The following is a 20,580-nucleotide window of genomic DNA, read 5'->3' on the forward strand; positions in this document are numbered from 1 at the left end:
CCGCCGGGGTTTATCTGCCAGCGATTCATAACCAAAAATGGGATGCAGACTTTTCGTGACGGTACGTTGTTCTGATTTTGCTTCTTTTACTTTGACAATCCGCTGCGCATTTGCGAAAACATCATAGGAAGAAGAAATTATCCCCGTAACACCAGCAAATCGTACGTATTTGCGCCGCGAGGCGGCAATGCGCGATGGGTGGGCGGAGCAGAGCGCGCAAGCGTTTGCTGATTTTTTCTCGACCTAAACGTCGTTACCTGCGTCGCGCGGGGTTGGACAGACAGGCTGCGCGGCGTGGAATGATGGTAGTGAAGAAGCATATGACAGGCATCGGGTCTTCGCTTGGAACGAACCCTTACACATTGACGTTGGCTAGGGTGTGGCAAGTGCACGGAAGAAAATAAGAGAGACAATAATAATGGCAGACAACAAGAAACGCCCGGGTAAAGATCTTGACCGTATCGACCGCAACATCCTGAATGAGCTGCAGAAGGATGGGCGTATTTCGAACGTCGAGCTTTCGAAGCGCGTGGGGTTATCCCCGACACCATGTTTGGAACGCGTGCGCCGTCTTGAGCGCCAGGGTTTCATTCATGGCTATACCGCATTGCTTAACCCGCATTATCTGGATGCGTCCCTGCTGGTTTTCGTGGAGATCACGCTGAACCGCGGCGCGCCGGATGTGTTTGAGCAATTCAACTCGGCAGTGCAGAAGCTTGAAGAGATTCAGGAGTGTCATCTGGTTTCCGGCGATTTCGACTACCTGTTGAAAACCCGCGTACCGGACATGTCGGCTTACCGCAAATTGCTGGGCGAAACCTTGCTGCGTTTGCCGGGGGTTAACGACACCCGTACCTACGTAGTGATGGAAGAAGTGAAACAGAGTAACCGTCTGGTTATCAAAACACGGTAAGGTGCAGGTGCAAAACCTGATTAAATTGGTTACACTCCTGTTTATTCATACAGTTTCGGCGCCGGGGCAGTTTCTCGGCGCTGTTGCTATGTCAGCTAACAGGAACCTGGAGAGCCTTTCTTGAGCCAGGAATATACAGAAGATAAAGAAGTTACCCTGAAAAGACTCAGCAGTGGCCGGCGTTTGCTGGAAGCTGTGCTTATCGTGGTAGCGATTTTTGCCATTTACCTCATGGCTGCGCTGGTCAGTTTCAACCCGTCTGACCCAAGCTGGTCGCAGACCGCGTGGCATGAGCCGATTCACAATCTGGGCGGCGGTGTCGGGGCCTGGTTGGCCGATACGCTGTTCTTCACCTTCGGGGTGCTCGCCTACGCGATACCGCCGATCATGCTGGTCTTGTGCTGGGCGGCTTATCGCCAACGCAGCAACAGAGACTACATCGACTATTTCGCGCTTTCCCTGCGCCTGATCGGCACCCTGGCGTTAGTGCTCACCTCCTGCGGGCTGGCGGCGCTGAACGTCGACGATCTCTATTACTTCGCTTCCGGCGGCGTGATCGGCAGCCTGCTGAGCAACGCCATGTTGCCGTGGTTCAACGGCATCGGCGCTACGCTGGCGCTGTTGTGCGTATGGGCGGCGGGGTTGACGCTGTTTACCGGCTGGTCCTGGCTGGTGATCGCCGAGAAGATCGGCGGTGCGGTGCTGGGCGTCGCGACGGTGATGACCAATCGCTCACGTCGCGAAGAGCGCTATTTTGAGGATGACGAGCGTTACGTTGACGACGAGCCTGAGCAGGCAGGGAAGGGCGCCGCCGCAGCGGTTGCCGCGACCGCCGCCGGAGCCGAGGCCGCCGATGACGACGTGCTGTTCTCCGCGCCTTCGGTCACCGAAAGCGCCAAAGCGGCGGCAGAAGACGCCGCCGATCCGTTGCTCAGCGGCCTGCGCGCCGACGATGACGAGCTTGAAGCAGAAGCCGCACCCATCGCGCCGGCGGCTTCGCCTGCACCGGCGGTGAAGGCAGAGATCCACGAGCCCGTTGCTGCGCCGATCGCCGCTCAGGCGCCGTCGGTAACGGTGGCGCCGGCCGCGCCGGCCTCGGTCAATCAGCACCCGGTGAGCGCCCCGGCGCAAGACGCTACGCCGCCGCTGTATTCCTTCGAGATCCCGGAAGAAACGCCTGCGCCTAAGGCGACGCGTCCTGTCGATCCTTATCAGGATGACGATGAGCCGCGCCTTGGCAACTGGCAAGAGCCGGTCGCGCCGCAGCCGCCGGCGCGTTCTCCCTTTGATTTTACCGCCGCACAGCGTGACAGCGTCGACATCGGCAGTTCGAGCGGTTTCAGCGCCACCGGCGCCAAACCGCAGCCGGATACGGCGGCAGCCGCTGCTGCTGCGGGCGTCGCAGCGGCGACCTTTATGCCGGCCTTCACGGCGACCAGTGACGGCAATCCGCAGGTTAAGCAGGGCATCGGCCCTGAGCTGCCGCGGCCGAACCCGGTGCGCATCCCGACCCGTCGCGAACTGGCTTCCTACGGCATCAAGCTGCCTTCACAGCGTGCGGCCGAACAGGAACAGCGCCAGACAGAGGCGGAGCCTCAGCAGCCGGCGGCGGTGAACCCGCAGGACGAAGAGGCGCTACAGGAAGCCGCGCTGCGTCAGGCGTTTGCCGAGCAGCAAAGCCAGCGCTATGGCGAAAGCTACGCGTCTGAGCAACAAGATGACGAGAGCGCATTGCAGGAAGCCGAGCTGAGCAAGGCGTTTGCCGAGCAGCAGCACCAACGCTACGGCGAAGGCTATCAACAGGACGACGAAGAGGCGCAGCAAGAGGCCGCGCTGCGCCAGGCGTTTGCCGAGCAGCAGCAGGCGCGCTACGGCCAGCAAGCATCTGCTCCGCAGGCGCCGGCCGCCAGCCCGATCGATACCCGCAATGCTTTCAGCTTCTCGCCGATGGCGGATCTGGTGGACGATGGCCCGAGCGAGCCGATGTTCACGCTGTCCCCGCAGCTTGAAGAGCGCATTGAACAGCAAAGCGAGCAAGAGGACGATGTGCCGTTCGGTCAGTTTGAGCCGGCGGCGCCGGCTGCCCAACCTCAGCAATCGCACCCGCAGCCTCAACAATACCAGCAGCCGCAGCAACAGCAGCATCAACAGCCGTCGCAGCAGCAATATCAGCAGCCGCAGCAACAGCAGTATCAACAGCCGTCGCAGCAGCAATACCAGCAGCCACAGCAACCGGCGCAGCAGCAGCCTCAGCAAGCTCAGGCAGAGCAACATCCGGCGATGGACAGCTTGATTCACCCGTTCCTGATGCGCAACGATCAGCCGCTGCAGAAGCCGACCACGCCGCTGCCGACGCTGGATCTGCTGACCGAAGCGCCGAAAGAGGTGGAGCCGGTCGATTCCTTCGCGCTGGAACAGAAGGCACGCCTGGTAGAGGCCAGCCTGGCCGATTACCGCGTGAAAGCCGACGTGGTAGACATCCTGCCGGGGCCGGTGATCACCCGCTTCGAGCTGGATCTGGCGCCGGGGGTTAAAGCGGCGCGGATTTCTAACCTGTCGCGCGATCTGGCGCGCTCGCTGTCGACTTCGGCGGTGCGCGTGGTGGAAGTGATCCCTGGTAAGCCTTATGTCGGTCTGGAGCTGCCGAACACCAAACGTCAGACGGTGTATCTGCGCGAAGTGCTGGATTGCCCGGCCTTCCGCGACAATCCGTCGCCGCTGTCCATCGTGTTGGGTAAGGACATCTCCGGCGAACCGGTGGTGGCGGATCTGGGTAAGATGCCGCACTTGCTGGTTGCCGGTACCACCGGTTCCGGTAAATCGGTCGGGGTCAACGCCATGATCCTGAGCATTTTGTATAAGGCCACGCCGAAAGAAGTGCGCTTTATCATGATCGACCCGAAAATGCTGGAGCTGTCGGTTTACGAAGGCATCCCGCATCTGTTGACCGACGTGGTCACCGACATGAAAGACGCGGCCAACGCGCTGCGCTGGTGCGTGGGCGAAATGGAACGCCGCTACAAGCTGATGTCAGCCCTGGGTGTACGTAACCTGGCCGGCTACAACGAGCGCGTCGATCAGGCCGAAGCGATGGGGCGTCCGATCCCGGATCCGTTCTGGAAGCCGACCGACAGCATGGACATCACGCCGCCGGTGCTGGAGAAAGAGCCGTACATCGTGGTGATGGTCGACGAATTCGCCGACCTGATCATGACGGTGGGCAAGAAGGTTGAAGAGCTGATTGCTCGCCTGGCGCAGAAAGCGCGTGCGGCGGGCATCCACCTGGTGCTGGCGACCCAGCGTCCGTCGGTGGATGTGATCACCGGCCTGATCAAGGCCAACATTCCGACGCGTATCGCCTTTACCGTGTCGAGCAAGATCGACTCCCGCACCATCCTCGATCAGGGCGGCGCCGAGTCCTTGCTGGGGATGGGCGACATGCTCTATCTGGCGCCGAACTCCTCGATTCCGGTGCGTGTACATGGCGCATTCGTGCGCGATCAGGAAGTGCACGCGGTGGTCAAGGATTGGAAAGCGCGCGAGCGGCCCCAATATAAAGAGGGCATTCTCAGCGGCGGCGAAGACGGCGAGGGCGGTGCCGGCGGCGGCATGGACGGCGACGAAGAGCTGGATCCGCTGTTTGACCAGGCGGTGGATTTCGTGGTGGATAAACGCCGCGCCTCCATCTCCGGCGTACAGCGCCAGTTCCGCATCGGCTATAACCGCGCGGCGCGCATCATCGAACAGATGGAGGCGCAGGGCATCGTCAGCGAGCAGGGGCATAACGGCAACCGCGAGGTGCTGGCGCCGCCGCGGCACGATTGATGGTCGCTTAGCCATTGCAATTTAATAAGAAAGGGCCGCTTAAGCGGCCCTTGTGCAAAGAAGCGTAAACCCGTTTCTTCTCGGAACATTGGCCTACCGGCCGATCGCCGGCTTCAGGTAAAGTAACGGGAGTAAAGGGTTGATTGACCCGCACGGCGTCGCCCTGCGGTTAACGCATTTCATAAGGTATCTGGAATAATGAAAAAACTGTTAGTTGCCTGCTGTCTGCTTTCGGGATTCGCTTCTACCTCCGTGCTGGCCGACGCCGCACAGGATCTGCAAAGTCGCCTGGCGAAGGTGAACAGTTTCCACGCCAGCTTCTCGCAAACCGTGACCAGCGCCGAAGGCGCCGCGGTGCAACAGGGTGAAGGCGAGCTGTGGGTGAAGCGGCCGAACCTGTTCAACTGGCACATGACGTCACCCGATGAGAGCGTGCTGGTCTCCGATGGTCAAACCCTGTGGTTTTACAACCCGTTCGTCGAGCAGGTGACGGCGACCTGGTTGAAGAACGCCACCGGCAATACGCCGTTTATGCTGATTACCCGCAATAATGCCAGCGACTGGAAACAGTACAACGTGAAGCAAAAGGGCGATGATTTTGAATTAACGCCGAAATCCGCCAGCGGCAACCTGAAGCAATTCGCCATCAGCGTGACCAACAGCGGCACCATCCGCAGCTTCGCCGCGGTGGAGCAGGATGGCCAGCGTAGTGCTTATACGCTGAAAAGCCAGCAGAACGTCGCCGCCGATCCGGCCAAATTCAAATTTACCCCGCCGAAGGGGGTGACGCTGGACGACCAGCGCCAGTGAGGTGCAAGTGAGTAATAATCTGTCGCTCGATTTTTCCCAGAACGAGTTCCAGCCGTTGGCCGCGCGCATGCGGCCGACCACGCTGGCGCAGTATATCGGCCAGCAACACCTGCTGGCCGCCGGCAAGCCGCTGCCGCGCGCCATTGAGGCCGGGCAACTGCACTCGATGATTTTATGGGGGCCGCCGGGCACCGGGAAGACGACGTTGGCAGAGCTGATCGGCCGTTATGGCCAGGCGGATGTCGAACGGATCTCTGCCGTGACCTCCGGCATCAAGGAGATCCGCGAGGCGATCGAGCGGGCGCGGCAAAACCGCGACGCCGGCCGCCGCACCATCCTGTTCGTCGACGAAGTGCACCGCTTTAACAAAAGCCAGCAGGACGCTTTCCTGCCGCATATCGAAGACGGCACCATCACCTTTATCGGCGCCACCACCGAAAACCCGTCGTTCGAACTGAACTCGGCGCTGTTGTCCCGCGCCCGCGTTTACCTACTGAAGGCGCTGACCGCCGAAGATATCGGCCAGGTGCTGGATCAGGCGATGAGCGACAAGGCGCGCGGCTTTGGCAATCAGAACGTCGAGCTGCCCGCGGAAACGCGCCGCCTGCTGTCGGAGTTGGTGGGCGGCGATGCGCGCCGGGCGCTGAACAGCCTGGAAATGATGGCGGACATGGCGGAGATCGATGCCAAAGGCGTGCGGGTGCTGACGCCGGAGTTGCTGAAAGAGGTGTCGGGCGAGCGCAGCGCGCGCTTCGACAACAAGGGCGACCGTTATTACGACCTGATTTCCGCGCTGCATAAATCAGTGCGCGGTTCGGCGCCGGACGCCGCGCTGTACTGGTATGCGCGCATCATTACCGCCGGCGGCGATCCGCTCTATGTGGCGCGCCGTCTGTTGGCGATTGCCTCTGAAGACGTGGGCAACGCCGATCCGCGCGGCATGCAGGTGGCGATCGCCGCCTGGGATTGCTTCACCCGCGTGGGGCCGGCCGAGGGCGAACGCGCCATCGCGCAGGCGATTGTTTACCTGGCCTGCGCGCCGAAAAGCAATGCGGTTTACACCGCGTTCAAGGCCGCCATGCGCGATGCCAAAGAGCAGGCCGATTATGACGTGCCGGAGCACCTGCGCAACGCGCCGACCAAGCTGATGAAGGAGATGGGGCTGGGGGCGGAATACCGTTACGCCCACGACGAACCCAACGCCTACGCCGCCGGCGAGAACTATTTCCCGCCCGAAATGGCCCATACGCGCTACTACCAACCGACCTCGCGCGGGCTGGAAGGGAAAATCGGCGAAAAGTTGGCATGGCTGGCTGAGCAGGATCAAAATAGCCCGACAAAACGCTACCGCTAGCGTGGCCGTTGCGGTAAGGTTAGCGGGTATCACTCTTCTTTTATGCGGCTATAAATCAGCCGCATAGAACAACAACACTTCTTTCAATAACAACAAGCACAGGATTAGCATGCTCGATCCCAATCTGCTGCGTAATGAGCTAGACGCAGTCGCCGTCAAACTGGCTCGCCGAGGCTTTAAACTCGATCTGGATCTGCTGCGTTCGCAGGAAGAACGCCGCAAAGTTCTGCAGGTAGAAACTGAAACGCTGCAAGCGGAACGCAACTCCCGATCGAAATCCATCGGCGCGGCCAAAGCGCGTGGGGAAGACATCGAGCCGCTGCGTCGCGAAGTGAACGAGCTGGGTGACAAGCTGGATGCCGCCAAGGCGGCGCTGGATGCGCTGCAAAGCGAGATCCGCGATTACGCTCTGACGCTGCCTAACCTGCCGGACGACGCGGTGCCGGATGGTAAAGACGACAGCGAAAACCTGGAAGTCACCCGCTGGGGCGAACCGCGCCAGTACGACTTCGCGGTGCGCGATCACGTCGATCTGGGCGAAATGGCCGGCGGGCTGGATTTTGCCGCCGCGGTTAAGCTGACCGGTTCGCGTTTCGTGGTCATGAAAGGGCAAATCGCCCGCATGCACCGCGCGCTGTCCCAGTTCATGCTGGATCTGCACACCGAGCAGCACGGCTACCTGGAGGCCTACGTACCTTATTTGGTCAACCACGCCACGCTGTATGGCACCGGCCAACTGCCGAAGTTCGGCGAAGATCTGTTCCATACCCGCCCGCTGGAAGAAGAAGCCGACAGCAGCAACTACGCGCTGATCCCAACGGCGGAAGTGCCGCTGACCAACCTGGTGCGCGACGAGATCGTGGAAGAGGAAACTCTGCCGCTGAAGATGACCGCGCACACGCCATGCTTCCGTGCGGAAGCCGGTTCTTACGGTCGCGATACCCGCGGTTTGATCCGCATGCACCAGTTCGACAAGGTCGAGATGGTGCAGATCGTCCGTCCGGAAGATTCGATGGATGCCCTGGAAGAGCTGACCGGTCACGCGGAAAAAGTGCTGCAGCTGCTGAACCTGCCTTACCGCAAGGTGCTGCTGTGCACCGGCGATATGGGCTTCGGCGCATGCAAGACCTACGATCTGGAAGTGTGGTTGCCGGCGCAGAACACCTACCGCGAGATCTCGTCCTGCTCCAACATGTGGGACTTCCAGGCGCGTCGCATGCAGGCGCGTTGCCGCAGCAAGGCCGACAAGAAGCCGCGTCTGGTTCACACGCTGAACGGCTCCGGCCTGGCGGTCGGCCGTACGCTGGTGGCAGTGCTGGAAAACTACCAGCAGGCCGACGGTCGCATTCAGGTGCCTGAAGTGCTGCGTCCTTATATGGGCGGCCTGGAATATATTGGCTAAACGGCAAGCTACGAGAAAAAAGCGCCTGCGGGCGCTTTTTTTATGTCGAGAATTCAGTCTGTCGCCAGCGCGTAGGCCTGTTTAATGTAGTCCGCCAGATGCTTGCTTTTCACCTCGGCGAGCGAGTGGAGCTTGATGTGCCGCCGATATTGGCCGTTGCCTTCGAGCTGATGATGGCTGTCTACCAGCCGGTAGCCGTGACCGAACTCCACCGTGACGTGGTGGCGATAGGCGAAAACGCCGCAGAAAAATTGAGTATGCGAGAACATGATGCCGCCGTATTTGACCGATTCGGTGACGCCACTGCCGCTTGTCGCGGCGATCCGACGTACCTGCTGCACAATGGCCAGCAGCTCATCGTGCGTGCTGCCGATGTCCGCCAGCAGGGTCTCTACCGCAGCATCATTTGCGTGACTCATCTTGCTTCTCCATCGTTAAATTCGCTCTGCGCTGAGCATAGCGCTTTTCCAGCCGATTAGCCGGAAACAAATCGTGCGGTGGAATGATAAGAGGCGATTGACTTTTTTATCGCCAGTGGCATGATGCGCGCACTCTCATTGCGCGTTCGGTCACAATTTCACTATGTCCGCATACTCCCGCCCAGTGCTCCTATTGCTCTGCGGCCTTTTGCTGCTCACGGTATCCATTGCCGTTTTGAATACGTTAGTGCCGCTTTGGTTAACCCATGCCCAGCTGTCAACCTGGCAGGTGGGAATGGTCAGCTCCTCTTATTTCAGCGGTAACCTCTTGGGCACGTTGGTGGCGGGCAGACTGATCCAGCGCGTCGGCTTTACCCGCAGCTATCATCTTTCTTGTCTGGTGTTCGCCGCGGCGACCGCCGGCATGGTGCTGTCGATCGATTTCTGGAGCTGGCTGGGCTGGCGCTTCTTCGCCGGCGTCGGTTGCGCCTGGATCTGGGTGATCGTGGAGAGCGCGCTGTTGCGCAGCGGTAACCTGAGCAACCGTGGCCAGCTGCTGGCGGCCTATATGATTGTCTATTACCTCGGTACGGTGACCGGCCAATTGCTGTTGAGCATGACCTCGACCGAATTGCTGCACGTGGTGCCGTGGGTGACCGCCATTGTGATCAGCGCGATGTTGCCAATGCTGTTTGCGCGGGTAAACCGCCATGAAGACGAGCCGCAGCAGGCGGCGGTATGGACAATGTTGAGACGCCGCAGCGCGCGCCTGGGCATCAACGGCTGCATCATCTCCGGCATCGTGCTCGGTTCGCTGTATGGCCTGATGCCGCTGTATCTCTCCCATCAGGGCATGAGTGACGCCAACGTCGGTTACTGGATGGCGCTGCTGGTCAGCTCCGGCATCGTCGGGCAATGGCCGGTCGGGCGCCTGGCCGATCGTTACGGGCGCCTGCTGGTGCTGCGCATTCAGGTGTTCGTGGTGATCCTCGCCAGCGTGGCGATGCTCGGCAACTACGCCATGGCGCCTTCACTGTTCATCCTCGGCTGTGCCGGCTTTACCCTGTATCCGGTGGCGATGTCCTGGGCCTGCGAGAAGGCAATGCCGCATGAACTGGTGGCGATGAACCAGGCGCTGCTGATGAGTTACACCATCGGCAGCCTGCTGGGCCCATCGATGACGGCGCTGCTGATGCAAAACTACTCCGATCGCGTGCTGTTCGTGATGATCGCCGCCGTGGCGCTGGTTTACCTGCTGATGCTGCTGAAAAAGCAGAAGCCGGATCGCCACCACACGCCGTTCGCCGCCGCCTGAGCATAAAAAAACCGGCCATGAGCCGGTTTTTCTTTTGGCGTGCGCCAATCAGTAAATCACTTTGTGGCCGTAGCTTTCCAGGATGCCTTTGACGCGATCCATGGTCTCGGCCTTCGGCGGGTGCACACCGTCCAGTTTGTACTCTTCCCCCATCGCTATCCATTTGTGCTTGCCCAGCTCGTGGTAAGGCAGCAGCTCGATTTTCTCGATGTTGGTCATGTCTTTGGTGAACTCGCCCAGCAGGTGCGCCGATTTATCGTCGTCTGACCAGCCCGGCACCACTACGTAACGGATCCAGGTGCGCTGATTGCGTTTCGCCAGGTAGCGGGCGAATTCCAACGTGCGGTGGTTGGAGACGCCGACCAGATTCTGGTGGATATCGTCGTTCATCTGTTTCAGATCCAGCATGACCAGATCGGTGGTGTCCAGCAACTCGTCGATCACCGGATCGTAGCGGCGCACGAAGCCATTGGTGTCCAGGCAGGTATTGATGCCTTCGGCGTGGCAGGCGCGGAACCAGTCGCGCACGAATTCAGCCTGCAGGATCGCCTCGCCGCCGGACGCGGTCACGCCGCCGCCGGAGGCATTCATGAAGTGGCGGTAGGCCACCGCGTCTTTCATCAGCTCTTCGACGGTCACTTCTTTGCCGCCGTGGGTGTCCCAGGTGTCGCGGTTATGGCAATAGAGGCAGCGCATCAGGCAGCCCTGGAAGAAGACGATAAAGCGGATCCCGGGCCCATCGACGGTGCCGCAGGATTCGAAGGAGTGGATGCGACCAGTTACTGACATTGCGGGTTTTTCTCCAATATTGACTGTCAAACGCAGTCTAAAAATAGGCGCGTGGCCGCCGGCCAGGTATCTGCGATGCAGTGGCGGGGTGAGCCCGCCACCGGGGGTAATGATGCCTGTCGGCCGGTCAGTTGCCGGATAACTGTTTTGCCGGCTATCCATCCAGTATAGATGTCCGGCAAAACAGACTCGTACAGAGTCAGGGGAGAGCGGTGGGAGAAAAGGGCCGGCAGAACCGGCCCCGACGTTGGCACCGGGCGGTTTCCCGCCCGGTTGGCGCATTACATCGTTTGAGTGAAGGTACGAGTAATGACGTCCTGCTGCTGCTCTTTGGTCAGCGAGTTGAAGCGCACGGCGTAACCGGAGACGCGGATGGTCAGCTGAGGGTACTTCTCAGGGTTTTCCATCGCGTCCAGCAGCATTTCGCGGTTCATCACGTTGACGTTCAGGTGCTGACCGCCTTCGATGGAGGCTTCATGGTGGAAGTAACCATCCATCAGGCCTGCCAGGTTGGCTTTACGCACGTCGTCGTCTTTACCCAGCGCGTTAGGCACGATGGAGAAGGTGTAGGAGATCCCGTCTTTCGCGTAGGCAAACGGCAGTTTGGCTACCGAGGTCAGGGAGGCTACTGCGCCTTTCTGGTCGCGGCCGTGCATCGGGTTGGCGCCTGGGCCGAACGGTGCGCCGGCGCGGCGGCCATCCGGGGTGTTACCGGTTTTCTTGCCGTACACCACGTTGGAGGTGATGGTCAGTACGGACTGAGTCGGTACCGCGTTGCGGTAGGTGCGCAGTTTCTGAATTTTCTTCATGAAACGTTCCACCAGGTCGCAGGCGATGTCATCGACGCGGGCGTCGTTGTTACCGAACTGCGGATACTCGCCTTCCACTTTGAAGTCGATAGCCAGGCCGTCTTCGTCGCGAATGGTGGTGACTTTCGCGTACTTGATGGCGGACAGGGAGTCGGCCGCAACGGACAGACCGGCGATGCCGCAAGCCATGGTGCGATAAACGTCACGGTCATGCAGCGCCATCAGCGCAGCTTCGTAGCTGTACTTGTCGTGCATGTAGTGAATGATGTTCAGCGCGGTCACGTACTGCTTGGCCAGCCAATCCATAAAGTGATCCATGCGCGCCATGACTTTGTCATAGTCCAGCACTTCGTCCATCATCGGCGCTTCTTTCGGGCCGACCTGCATTTTCAGTTTTTCGTCAACGCCGCCGTTGATGGCGTACAGCATGGTTTTCGCCAGGTTGGCGCGGGCGCCGAAGAACTGCATTTGTTTGCCGACGATCATCGGGCTGACGCAGCAAGCGATGGCATAGTCATCGTTGTTGAAGTCAGGGCGCATCAGGTCGTCGTTTTCGTACTGAACGGAAGAGGTGTCGATGGACACTTTCGCCGCGAATTTCTTGAAGTTCAGCGGCAGCTTCTCAGACCACAGGATGGTCATGTTCGGCTCCGGAGACGGCCCCATGGTGTACAGGGTGTTCAGGAAGCGGAAGCTGTTTTTGGTGACCAGGGTACGGCCGTCGACGCCCATACCGGCCAGGGACTCAGTCGCCCAGATTGGGTCGCCGGAGAACAGCTCATCGTACTCAGGGGTACGCAGGAAGCGCACCATACGCAGTTTCATCACCAGGTGGTCGATCAGTTCCTGCGCTTGTTCTTCGGTCAGTTTGCCCGCCTTGATGTCGCGTTCGATGAACACGTCGAGGAAGGTGGACACGCGGCCGAAGGACATGGCGGCGCCGTTCTGGGATTTCACCGCGGCCAGGTAGCCGAAGTAGGTCCACTGCACCGCTTCTTGCGCGCTGGTGGCCGGGCCGGAGATGTCGTAGCCGTATTTGGCGGCCATCTCTTTGATCTGAGCCAGAGCGCGGTGCTGTTCAGCGATCTCTTCGCGCAGCTGGATGGTCATTTCCAGGTCTTCGCCGTTTTCCAGTTTTTCCTGCAGCGATTTGAACTGGTTCAGTTTGTCGGCCATCAGGAAGTCGATGCCGTACAGCGCCACGCGGCGGTAGTCGCCGATGATGCGGCCGCGGCCGTAGGCGTCTGGCAGACCGGTCAGCACGCCGGATTTACGGCAGTTCAGGATGTCTTTGGTGTAAACGTCGAATACGCCCTGGTTGTGGGTTTTACGGTATTCGGTGAACACTTTTTTCAGCTGCGGATCCAGCTCGCGGCCGTACACTTTGCACGAACCTTCGACCATTTTGATGCCGCCGAACGGGATCAGCGCGCGTTTCAGAGGGGCGTCGGTCTGCAGACCCACGATGGTTTCCAGCTCTTTGGCGATGTAACCCGCGTCGTGAGAAATGATGGTTGAAGCAACGTTGGTGTCGAAATCAACCGGCGCATGAGTGCGGTTTTCCAGTTTGATCCCTTCCATAACCTTGTCCCACAAGGTGGTGGTGGCTTGAGTTGCGCCAGCCAGGAAGGATTCGTCACCTTCATAAGGCGTGTAGTTTTTCTGGATGAAGTCACGAACGTTGACTTCATTCTGCCAGTCACCCTTGCTGAAACCTTCCCAAGCGTTGGCTAATTTCTCGTTAAGTTCGGTCATTGTACACCTACCTTTGATTGTGGATTTCTAACTCTGCGCGCGGTAACTCACAGCTTAGTGCTGCTCGCGGCCCCCGCGCAGATAAATTACCCAGTAAGTCAACCCAACCAGCAGACCGCCGCCGATGATGTTACCGAGGGTGACCGGAATCAGGTTGTCGATGATGAAGTTGCTTACTGTCAGATGAGCGAATTGCTCAGGTACCGCCCCTACGGCTTGCCAGAACTCCGGCGTGGCGAAGTGTTTGACCACGATGCCCATAGGGATCATAAACATGTTGGCGATGCTGTGTTCGAAGCCGCTGGCGACAAACATCCCGACCGGCAGCACCATGGCGAGCATCTTGTCGGTCAGGGTGCGGCCGGAGTAGCTCATCCAGACCGCCAGGCAGACCATCAGGTTAGCCAGAATGCCGAGGCAGACGGCTTCGATGAAGGTGTGATGCAGCTTATGGTCTGCGGTTTGCAGGACATTCAGGCCCCACTGGCCGTTGGCGACCATATACTCGCCGGAGAACCAGATCAGCGCCACGAAGAACAGCGCGCCGACCAGGTTGCCGAGATAAACGTTCAGCCAGTTGGCGCCCAGCTGGCCCCAGCTGATGCGGCCGCTGGCCTTGGCGATGACGATAAGTACGGTAGAAGTGAACAGGTCGGCGCCCGACACCACCACCAGCATTAACCCGAGAGAGAAGCAGATGCCGCCGACCAGTTTCGCCAGCCCGAAAGGTACGCCGGCGGTGCCGGTGGTCGCCGTGATGTAGAAGACGAAGGCGATGGAAATGAAGACACCGGCGGTGATCGCCAAATAAAACGTTTTCAGCGGATGTTTGGTGGCTTTATACACGCCGGCATCTTCAGCGATTTTCGCCGTTGCTGCAGGTAAAATCAGATCGAAGGGGCTGTCAGTTTTCAAACTAACTCTCGCTCTTAAGGGTTAAAACAACGCAATGAGATACTAGCAAAGCAGTATAGGGGAAAATTTGATTTGGATCATAAGGCGGGGAAGTAGAGCGGCGAAATGGCGTGTTTTTTGTGTGGTTTTTATGGTTAATTTATTGATTTTTAATGAAAAACATTTTTTTAATGTTTGCAAATTTTTTTGAATCCACCGAATGGTCGGCATAGAGTAAAGTTAAATTTTTAGGCGTTTTGTCGCCGCGCGGCGCTGAAAGTTTAATTATCGGTTAATTATTATTTCACCGTCCGGCAACAATTGACGGTTTATTTATTTTTATGGCCGTTTAACCGCCTATTTCCCGGCGAAAAAATAAAACCGAATGCGTTGAAATAAACCGCAAAAATGAAAACGCCGCAACGGAGTGCGGCGTTTGGCAACAGGGGTACTCCCAAAGTGGTGGCACCCCCTGATGATGCTTAGGCCTTGGCCCAGTGGCGGCGTTTGGCCGCCTGCAGCTTCTCGTAAGCCGCCAGCAGCGCCTGATGCGCCGGCAGCGCCTTCAGATCGGCATCGACGGCGAACAGCCCGTTGAAGCGCTCTTCACCGCTGATGGCGGCGGAGGCGGCGTCGACCGCTTCCTGGCCGTACATTTTCACGAACGCGGTATAGTATTGCGCCGCTTCGCGTTCAGGCTCCTGCGCCAGCAGCAGCAGCGTTTGCAGGCAGCGGTAGTAGTTGCTGCGCGCCGGGCTCAGCACCGAGGCGTTGAAGTCCTGCGTCCATTCGGTCCAAATCAGCGCCTGATCCAGATCGCCGCCCGCCAGCGCCAGCATCGACTTCAGCTCGCCCACGCGCAGGGTATGCCAGGCGTTGTCTTTGCCGCTGGCAATGCCCAGCAGTTCGCGTACGCGGGTGAAATCGTCCAGCCCTTCGTCGTCCAGCTGCTCGATCAGCGCCAGGTATTCTTCCGGCTCCCACTCGCTGCCCGGCAGCGCCAGCAGCGTATCGCGCAGGTGCGCGCCCATGCTGTTGTTGGCCAGCAGCAGGTCTTCCGCCGGGTAGATATCGGACATGCCCGGCACGATGATGCGGCAAGCGTAGACGCCCAGGTGCTCGTAGTCGGCGATGTACACTTCCGCGTCTTCCTTGTCGAAGATGCTCATCAGGGTGGCGAACTCTTCCTGCGTGCTGCCGCTGAAGTTCCAGTCAACGAACGGGTAATCGGCATCCTGTTTGAACAGATCCCAGGAGATCAGGCCGCTGGAGTCGATGAAGTGCGTTTCCAGGTTGGTGTGTTCCGCCACTTCTTCGTCATCGAAGGTCGGCGCGGTGAACACGTCGAGATCTTTCAGGCTGCGGCCCTGCAGCAGTTCGGTTACCGTGCGCTCCAGCGCCACGCCGAAGTCCGGATGCGCACCGAATGAAGCGAAGCAGGTGCCGTTGGTCGGGTTGAACAGCACCACGCAGATCACCGGGTAGTTGCCGCCCAGCGAGGCGTCATAGGAGAGGATCGGGAAACCTTCCTCTTCCAACTTGGCGATGGCTTCCACCACGCCCGGGTAGCGGTTCAGCACTTCGTCCGGGATCGCCGGCAGGCTGATGGATTCGGCGATGATGCGGTTTTTCACATAACGCTCGAACACTTCCGACAGGCCCTGCACGCGCGCTTCGTTGGCGGTGTTGCCCGCGGACATGCCGTTGGAAACATACAGGTTGCCGATGATATTCATCGGGATGTACACGGTTTGCTGGTCGGACTGACGGGTAAACGGCAGCGCGCACACGCCGCGATCGGCGTTGCCGGATTGCAGATCGACCAGATCGCTGGCGCTCAGCTCTTGCTGCGGATCGTAGAAGGCGTGCAGGCGTTCGTCGAGGATGCCGGCCGGCAGCGCGTCGTCTTCAGGGATCGGGAACCATTTCTCATTCGGGTAGTGCACGAAGTCGCCTTCGGCGATCTGCCGGCCCAGATAGAAATCGGCAAAGAAGTAGTTGGTGGACAGGCGCTCGAAATATTCACCCAGCGCGGAGGCCAACGCGGCTTTTTTGCTGGCGCCTTTGCCGTTGGTGAAGCACAGCGGGCAATCGCGATCGCGAATGTGCACCGACCACACGTGCGGCACCGGGTTCAGCCAGGAGGCTTCTTCGATGTTGAAACCGAGGTCGCTCAGTTTCTGCTGGAAACGGGCGATGGAGTCTTCCAGGGCGGCGTCTTTACCGGGGATAAAAGTTTGCGTCATTGTCTTCACTTTTTGCGCGTACTAAAAACGCGCAATGATACGGGGTTTTACGCTGGAGCTCCACGTATTCCTAAAGCGGTGGCAAAGTCACAGTTTTTTTAAGGATAAAGGCCATAATTCAGCGAGTTATCTGTCACGGAGAAATCTAATGAAATCAGTGAAACTCAGCGTGTTAACCCTCTTGTTGACCGGCGTCAGCGCTTCGGCGCTGGCGCTGCCCAACATCACCCTGCTGGCGACCGGCGGCACCATCGCCGGCGGCGGCGATTCGGCGACGAAATCCAACTATACCGCGGGCAAGCTGGGCGTCGAGGCGCTGGTCGATGCGGTGCCGGCGCTGAAAAACATCGCCAACGTGCGGGGGGAGCAGGTGGTGAACATCGGCTCGCAGGACATGAACGATCAGGTCTGGCTGACGCTGGCGAAGAAAATTGACGCCGACTGCGGCAAAACCGACGGCTTCGTCATCACCCACGGTACCGATACGCTGGAAGAGACGGCCTATTTCCTCGATCTGACGGTGAAGTGCGACAAGCCGGTGGTGCTGGTCGGGGCGATGCGGCCGGCGACGGCGATGAGCGCCGACGGCCCGTTCAACCTGTATAACGCGGTGGTGACGGCGGCGGATCCGCAATCGGCCAACCGCGGGGTGCTGGTGGCGATGAACGACACCGTGCTGGACGCGCGCGACGTCACCAAGACCAATACCACCGCCGTGCAGACCTTCCAGTCGCCGAACTTCGGCCCGCTGGGGTACATCCACAACGGCAAGATCGATTACCAGCGTTCGCCGCAGCGCAAGCATACCCGGGAGACGCCGTTCGACGTCAGCAAGCTGAACGAGCTGCCGAAGGTCGGCATCGTCTACAACTACGCCAACGCCTCCGATGCGCCGGCCAAGGCGCTGATCGCCGAAGGATATCAGGGCATCGTCAGCGCCGGGGTCGGCAACGGTAACCTGTATAAAACCGTGTTCGACACCTTGGCGACGGCGGCGCACAACGGCGTGGCGGTGGTGCGTTCTTCGCGCGTGCCGACCGGCGCGACCACCGAGGATGCGGAAGTGGACGACGCCAAATACGGCTTCGTGGCCGCCGGCACGCTGAATCCGCAAAAAGCGCGCATTCTGCTGCAGCTGGCGCTGACGCAAACCAAAGACGCGAAGCAGATCCAGCAGATGTTCAATCAGTACTGATCGTTTTCTCTCCTGCGGGGGCCGTCCGGGCTCCCGCAGCCATCTCGGCTGAATACAGCATAAAACACCGCGTTAACCCGCTGAATTTCCCCATGTCGCAGGGTTTTATCGTCCAAACAATCGCGACGGCCGCAGAGCCTGTCATCACCCGGCGCGACCGTTTGCCGCCGACGGGCGAATAAGCGTTGCAGCCATGGGGCGTGAGTGATAAAACCGATGGGTTGGTTAACGCGAGCGTTAGCTTCGGGCATCTTTTCGACAGGTCGCTTTTCTGCGGCGAACAGTGAATGTGGTGAGGGGAAATGACTCAGGTTTATAATTTTAGCTCTGGCCCGGCGATGCTGCCGGTGGAAGTGTTGCGTCGTGCGGAACAGGAACTGTGCAATTGGCACGGCCTGGGCACGTCAGTGATGGAGATCAGTCACCGCAGCAAAGAATTCATCGCCGTTGCCGAGCAGGCGGAACAGGATCTGCGCGATCTGCTGAAAGTCCCCTCCAACTATAAAGTGCTGTTTTGCCACGGCGGCGCCCGCGCACAATTCGCCGCGCTGCCGCTGAACCTGCTGGGCGACAAGGCCACCGCCGACTATATCGACGGTGGTTATTGGGCGCACAGCGCCATCAAGGAAGCGGAAAAGTATTGCACCCCGAACGTCATCGACGTGAAAACCCGCATCGACGGCCTGAGCGGCATCAAGCCGATGAAAGAGTGGCAGCTGAGCAACGACGCTGCTTACGTGCATTATTGCCCGAATGAAACCATCGACGGCGTGGCCATCGATGAAACGCCGGACTTCGGCGACAAAGTGGTGATCGGCGATTACTCCTCGACCATTCTGTCCCGCCCGCTCGACGTCAGCCGCTTCGGCGTGATTTACGCCGGCGCGCAGAAAAATATCGGCCCGGCCGGCCTGACGCTGGTGATCGTGCGCGACGATCTGCTGGGCAAGGCGCGCAAAGAAGTGCCGTCTATCCTCGATTACACCGTGCTGGCCGAGAACGACTCGATGTTCAACACCCCGCCAACCTTCGCCTGGTACTTGTCCGGGCTGGTGTTCAAATGGCTGAAAGAGCAGGGCGGCCTGGTGGAGATGCAAAAACGCAATCAGGCCAAGGCCGAGCTGCTGTACGCGACCATCGATAAATCCGACTTCTACCGCAGCCAGGTGGCGATCGCCAACCGTTCCTGGATGAACGTGCCGTTCCAGCTGGCCGATGCGGCGCTGGACAAGGTATTCCTCAGCGAAGCCGAGGCCATCGGCCTGCAGGCGCTGAAAGGCCACCGGGTAGTTGGCGGCATGCGTGCTTCTATTTACAATGCCATGCCGCTGGCCGGCGTGCAGGCGCTGACCGACTTCATGACCGACTTCGAACGTCGTCACGGTTGATTCCGTCAGCCCGCCAGGCGCGGGCTGCTCAGGCTGTTGTCCTTTTGCATTAAAGCGGCTCCGGCATTATTCCGGAGCCGTTTCGTTTATCAGAATTGGAGAGTTTTGTTCACATGGTGGATTCCCTGACGTTACAACCGGTCGCCCTGGTCAATGGCACCGTCAACTTACCCGGCTCGAAGAGCGTTTCTAACCGCGCTCTGCTGCTGGCGGCGCTGGCGGAGGGAACGACCCGGCTGACCAACCTGCTGGACAGCGACGATGTGCGTCATATGCTGAATGCGCTGCAGGCGTTGGGCGTGAACTACCGGCTTTCCGCCGACCGCACCGTGTGTGAAGTGACCGGCGTGGCCGGGCCGTTGGTGGCCAACCAACCGCTGGAACTGTTCCTCGGCAATGCCGGCACCGCGATGCGCCCACTGGCGGCGGCGCTGTGCCTTGGTGAAGGTGATGTGGTGCTGACCGGGGAACCCCGCATGAAAGAACGCCCGATCGGCCATCTGGTGGACGCGTTGCGCCAGGGCGGGGCGCAGATTGATTACCTTGAGCAGACCGATTACCCGCCGATTCGCCTGCGCGGCGGTTTCCAGGGCGGCGACGTCACCGTTGACGGCAGCGTCTCCAGCCAGTTCTTGACCGCGTTGCTGATGACCGCGCCCCTGGCGCCGCAGGATACGCAGATCCACATCAAGGGCGAGCTGGTTTCCAAGCCCTACATCGACATCACGCTGCATCTGATGCGCACCTTCGGCGTATCGGTGAGCCACGACAACTACCGGGTATTCCATATCCAGGGGCGCCAGACGTATATCGCGCCGGGCGACTACCTGGTTGAGGGCGACGCTTCTTCCGCCTCTTACTTCCTGGCGGCGGCGGCGATCAAGGGCGGCACCGTGCGCGTGACCGGCATCGGCCGCAAAAGCGTGCAGGGCGACACCAAGTTCGCCGACGTGCTGGAGAAAATGGGCGCGCGCATCACCTGGGGCGACGATTTCATCGAGTGCAGCCGCGGTGAACTGCGCGGCATCGACATGGACATGAACCACATTCCGGACGCGGCGATGACCATCGCCACCGCGGCGTTGTTTGCCGAGGGGCCTACCACCATCCGCAATATCTACAACTGGCGGGTGAAGGAGACCGACCGTCTGGCGGCGATGGCCACCGAGTTGCGTAAAGTGGGGGCGGAAGTGGACGAAGGCGAAGACTACATTCACGTCGTGCCGCCGGCCAAACTGCAGTTCGCCGAGATCGGTACCTACAACGATCACCGCATGGCGATGTGCTTCTCGCTGGTGGCGCTGTCGGATACCCCGGTCACCATTCTCGATCCGAAATGCACCGCGAAAACCTTCCCGGATTATTTCGAGCAGTTGGCGCGCATCAGCCAGCCGGCGTAGTAACCCGTCAAATCGTTTCTTTTAAGGCCCCTTTGTGGGCCTTTATCGTTTTTAACCTTCGGCGAC

At 59.7% G+C, this 20,580-nt stretch carries 14 protein-coding genes; 9 read left to right on the plus strand and 5 right to left on the minus strand.

Features of this window, described 5'->3' with window-relative positions:
* Positions 1-418 precede the first annotated feature (418 nt).
* From lrp to serS, 5 genes are all read left to right on the plus strand, one after another.
* Positions 419-913 carry a leucine-responsive transcriptional regulator Lrp gene (gene lrp / locus ACTJJ6_RS01185; protein ID WP_004928318.1) on the plus strand — a complete coding sequence of 165 codons (495 nt, stop codon included), beginning with the start codon at positions 419-421 and terminating at the stop codon, positions 911-913.
* A 120-nt stretch (positions 914-1,033) separates the two neighbouring features.
* Positions 1,034-4,738, plus strand: a complete 3,705-nt coding sequence (locus tag ACTJJ6_RS01190) for a DNA translocase FtsK 4TM domain-containing protein (RefSeq protein ID WP_440801786.1) — start codon at positions 1,034-1,036, stop codon at positions 4,736-4,738.
* Positions 4,739-4,936: 198 nt separating this feature from the next.
* Positions 4,937-5,548, plus strand: a complete 612-nt coding sequence (gene lolA / locus ACTJJ6_RS01195) for an outer membrane lipoprotein chaperone LolA (protein WP_015377319.1) — start codon at positions 4,937-4,939, stop codon at positions 5,546-5,548.
* A gap of 67 nt (positions 5,549-5,615) precedes the next feature.
* Positions 5,616-6,902, plus strand: a complete 1,287-nt coding sequence (locus tag ACTJJ6_RS01200; protein WP_048796507.1) for a replication-associated recombination protein A — start codon at positions 5,616-5,618, stop codon at positions 6,900-6,902.
* Between the two features lie 109 nt (positions 6,903-7,011).
* On the plus strand, positions 7,012-8,304 hold the full coding sequence (gene serS / locus ACTJJ6_RS01205) for a serine--tRNA ligase (protein ID WP_016928328.1): 1,293 nt from the start codon (positions 7,012-7,014) through the stop codon (positions 8,302-8,304).
* Between the two features lie 53 nt (positions 8,305-8,357).
* Here serS and ACTJJ6_RS01210 read toward each other — a convergent pair whose 3' ends face one another.
* Complete coding sequence (locus tag ACTJJ6_RS01210) at positions 8,358-8,723, minus strand: DUF1801 domain-containing protein (protein ID WP_049300517.1); 366 nt, start codon at positions 8,721-8,723, stop codon at positions 8,358-8,360.
* Between the two features lie 163 nt (positions 8,724-8,886).
* Here ACTJJ6_RS01210 and ACTJJ6_RS01215 point away from each other — a divergent pair, with 163 nt between their 5' ends.
* The gene (locus tag ACTJJ6_RS01215; RefSeq protein ID WP_028127990.1) at positions 8,887-10,038 is read left to right on the plus strand and encodes an MFS transporter; all 1,152 of its coding nucleotides are present in this window, start codon (positions 8,887-8,889) and stop codon (positions 10,036-10,038) included.
* A gap of 48 nt (positions 10,039-10,086) precedes the next feature.
* Here the strand turns inward: ACTJJ6_RS01215 and pflA are convergent, their stop codons facing one another.
* From pflA to ycaO, 4 genes are all read right to left on the minus strand, one after another.
* Positions 10,087-10,827 carry a pyruvate formate lyase 1-activating protein gene (gene pflA, locus ACTJJ6_RS01220; protein WP_016928325.1) on the minus strand — a complete coding sequence of 247 codons (741 nt, stop codon included), beginning with the start codon at positions 10,825-10,827 and terminating at the stop codon, positions 10,087-10,089.
* 281 nt (positions 10,828-11,108) lie between these two features.
* Positions 11,109-13,391 carry a formate C-acetyltransferase gene (gene pflB / locus ACTJJ6_RS01225; RefSeq protein ID WP_016928324.1) on the minus strand — a complete coding sequence of 761 codons (2,283 nt, stop codon included), beginning with the start codon at positions 13,389-13,391 and terminating at the stop codon, positions 11,109-11,111.
* 54 nt (positions 13,392-13,445) lie between these two features.
* Positions 13,446-14,306 carry a formate transporter FocA gene (gene focA / locus ACTJJ6_RS01230; RefSeq protein ID WP_004928284.1) on the minus strand — a complete coding sequence of 287 codons (861 nt, stop codon included), beginning with the start codon at positions 14,304-14,306 and terminating at the stop codon, positions 13,446-13,448.
* A gap of 461 nt (positions 14,307-14,767) precedes the next feature.
* Positions 14,768-16,531: a 30S ribosomal protein S12 methylthiotransferase accessory factor YcaO gene (gene ycaO / locus ACTJJ6_RS01235; protein ID WP_033640817.1), complete on the minus strand. Its 1,764-nt coding sequence runs from the start codon at positions 16,529-16,531 to the stop codon at positions 14,768-14,770.
* A 148-nt stretch (positions 16,532-16,679) separates the two neighbouring features.
* Here ycaO and ansB point away from each other — a divergent pair, with 148 nt between their 5' ends.
* The 3 genes from ansB to aroA all read left to right on the plus strand — a co-directional run bounded on the left by ansB (position 16,680) and on the right by aroA (position 20,514).
* Positions 16,680-17,726, plus strand: a complete 1,047-nt coding sequence (gene ansB, locus ACTJJ6_RS01240) for an L-asparaginase 2 (RefSeq protein ID WP_016928322.1) — start codon at positions 16,680-16,682, stop codon at positions 17,724-17,726.
* Between the two features lie 302 nt (positions 17,727-18,028).
* Positions 18,029-19,114: a 3-phosphoserine/phosphohydroxythreonine transaminase gene (gene serC, locus ACTJJ6_RS01245; protein ID WP_028127991.1), complete on the plus strand. Its 1,086-nt coding sequence runs from the start codon at positions 18,029-18,031 to the stop codon at positions 19,112-19,114.
* A 113-nt stretch (positions 19,115-19,227) separates the two neighbouring features.
* Positions 19,228-20,514, plus strand: coding sequence for a 3-phosphoshikimate 1-carboxyvinyltransferase (gene aroA, locus ACTJJ6_RS01250; protein WP_016928320.1), 1,287 nt, complete (start codon positions 19,228-19,230; stop codon positions 20,512-20,514).
* Positions 20,515-20,580 lie beyond the last annotated feature (66 nt).

This window comes from Serratia sp. 22278 (assembly GCF_052045405.1).
GTDB classification, from domain to species: domain Bacteria; phylum Pseudomonadota; class Gammaproteobacteria; order Enterobacterales; family Enterobacteriaceae; genus Serratia; species Serratia marcescens.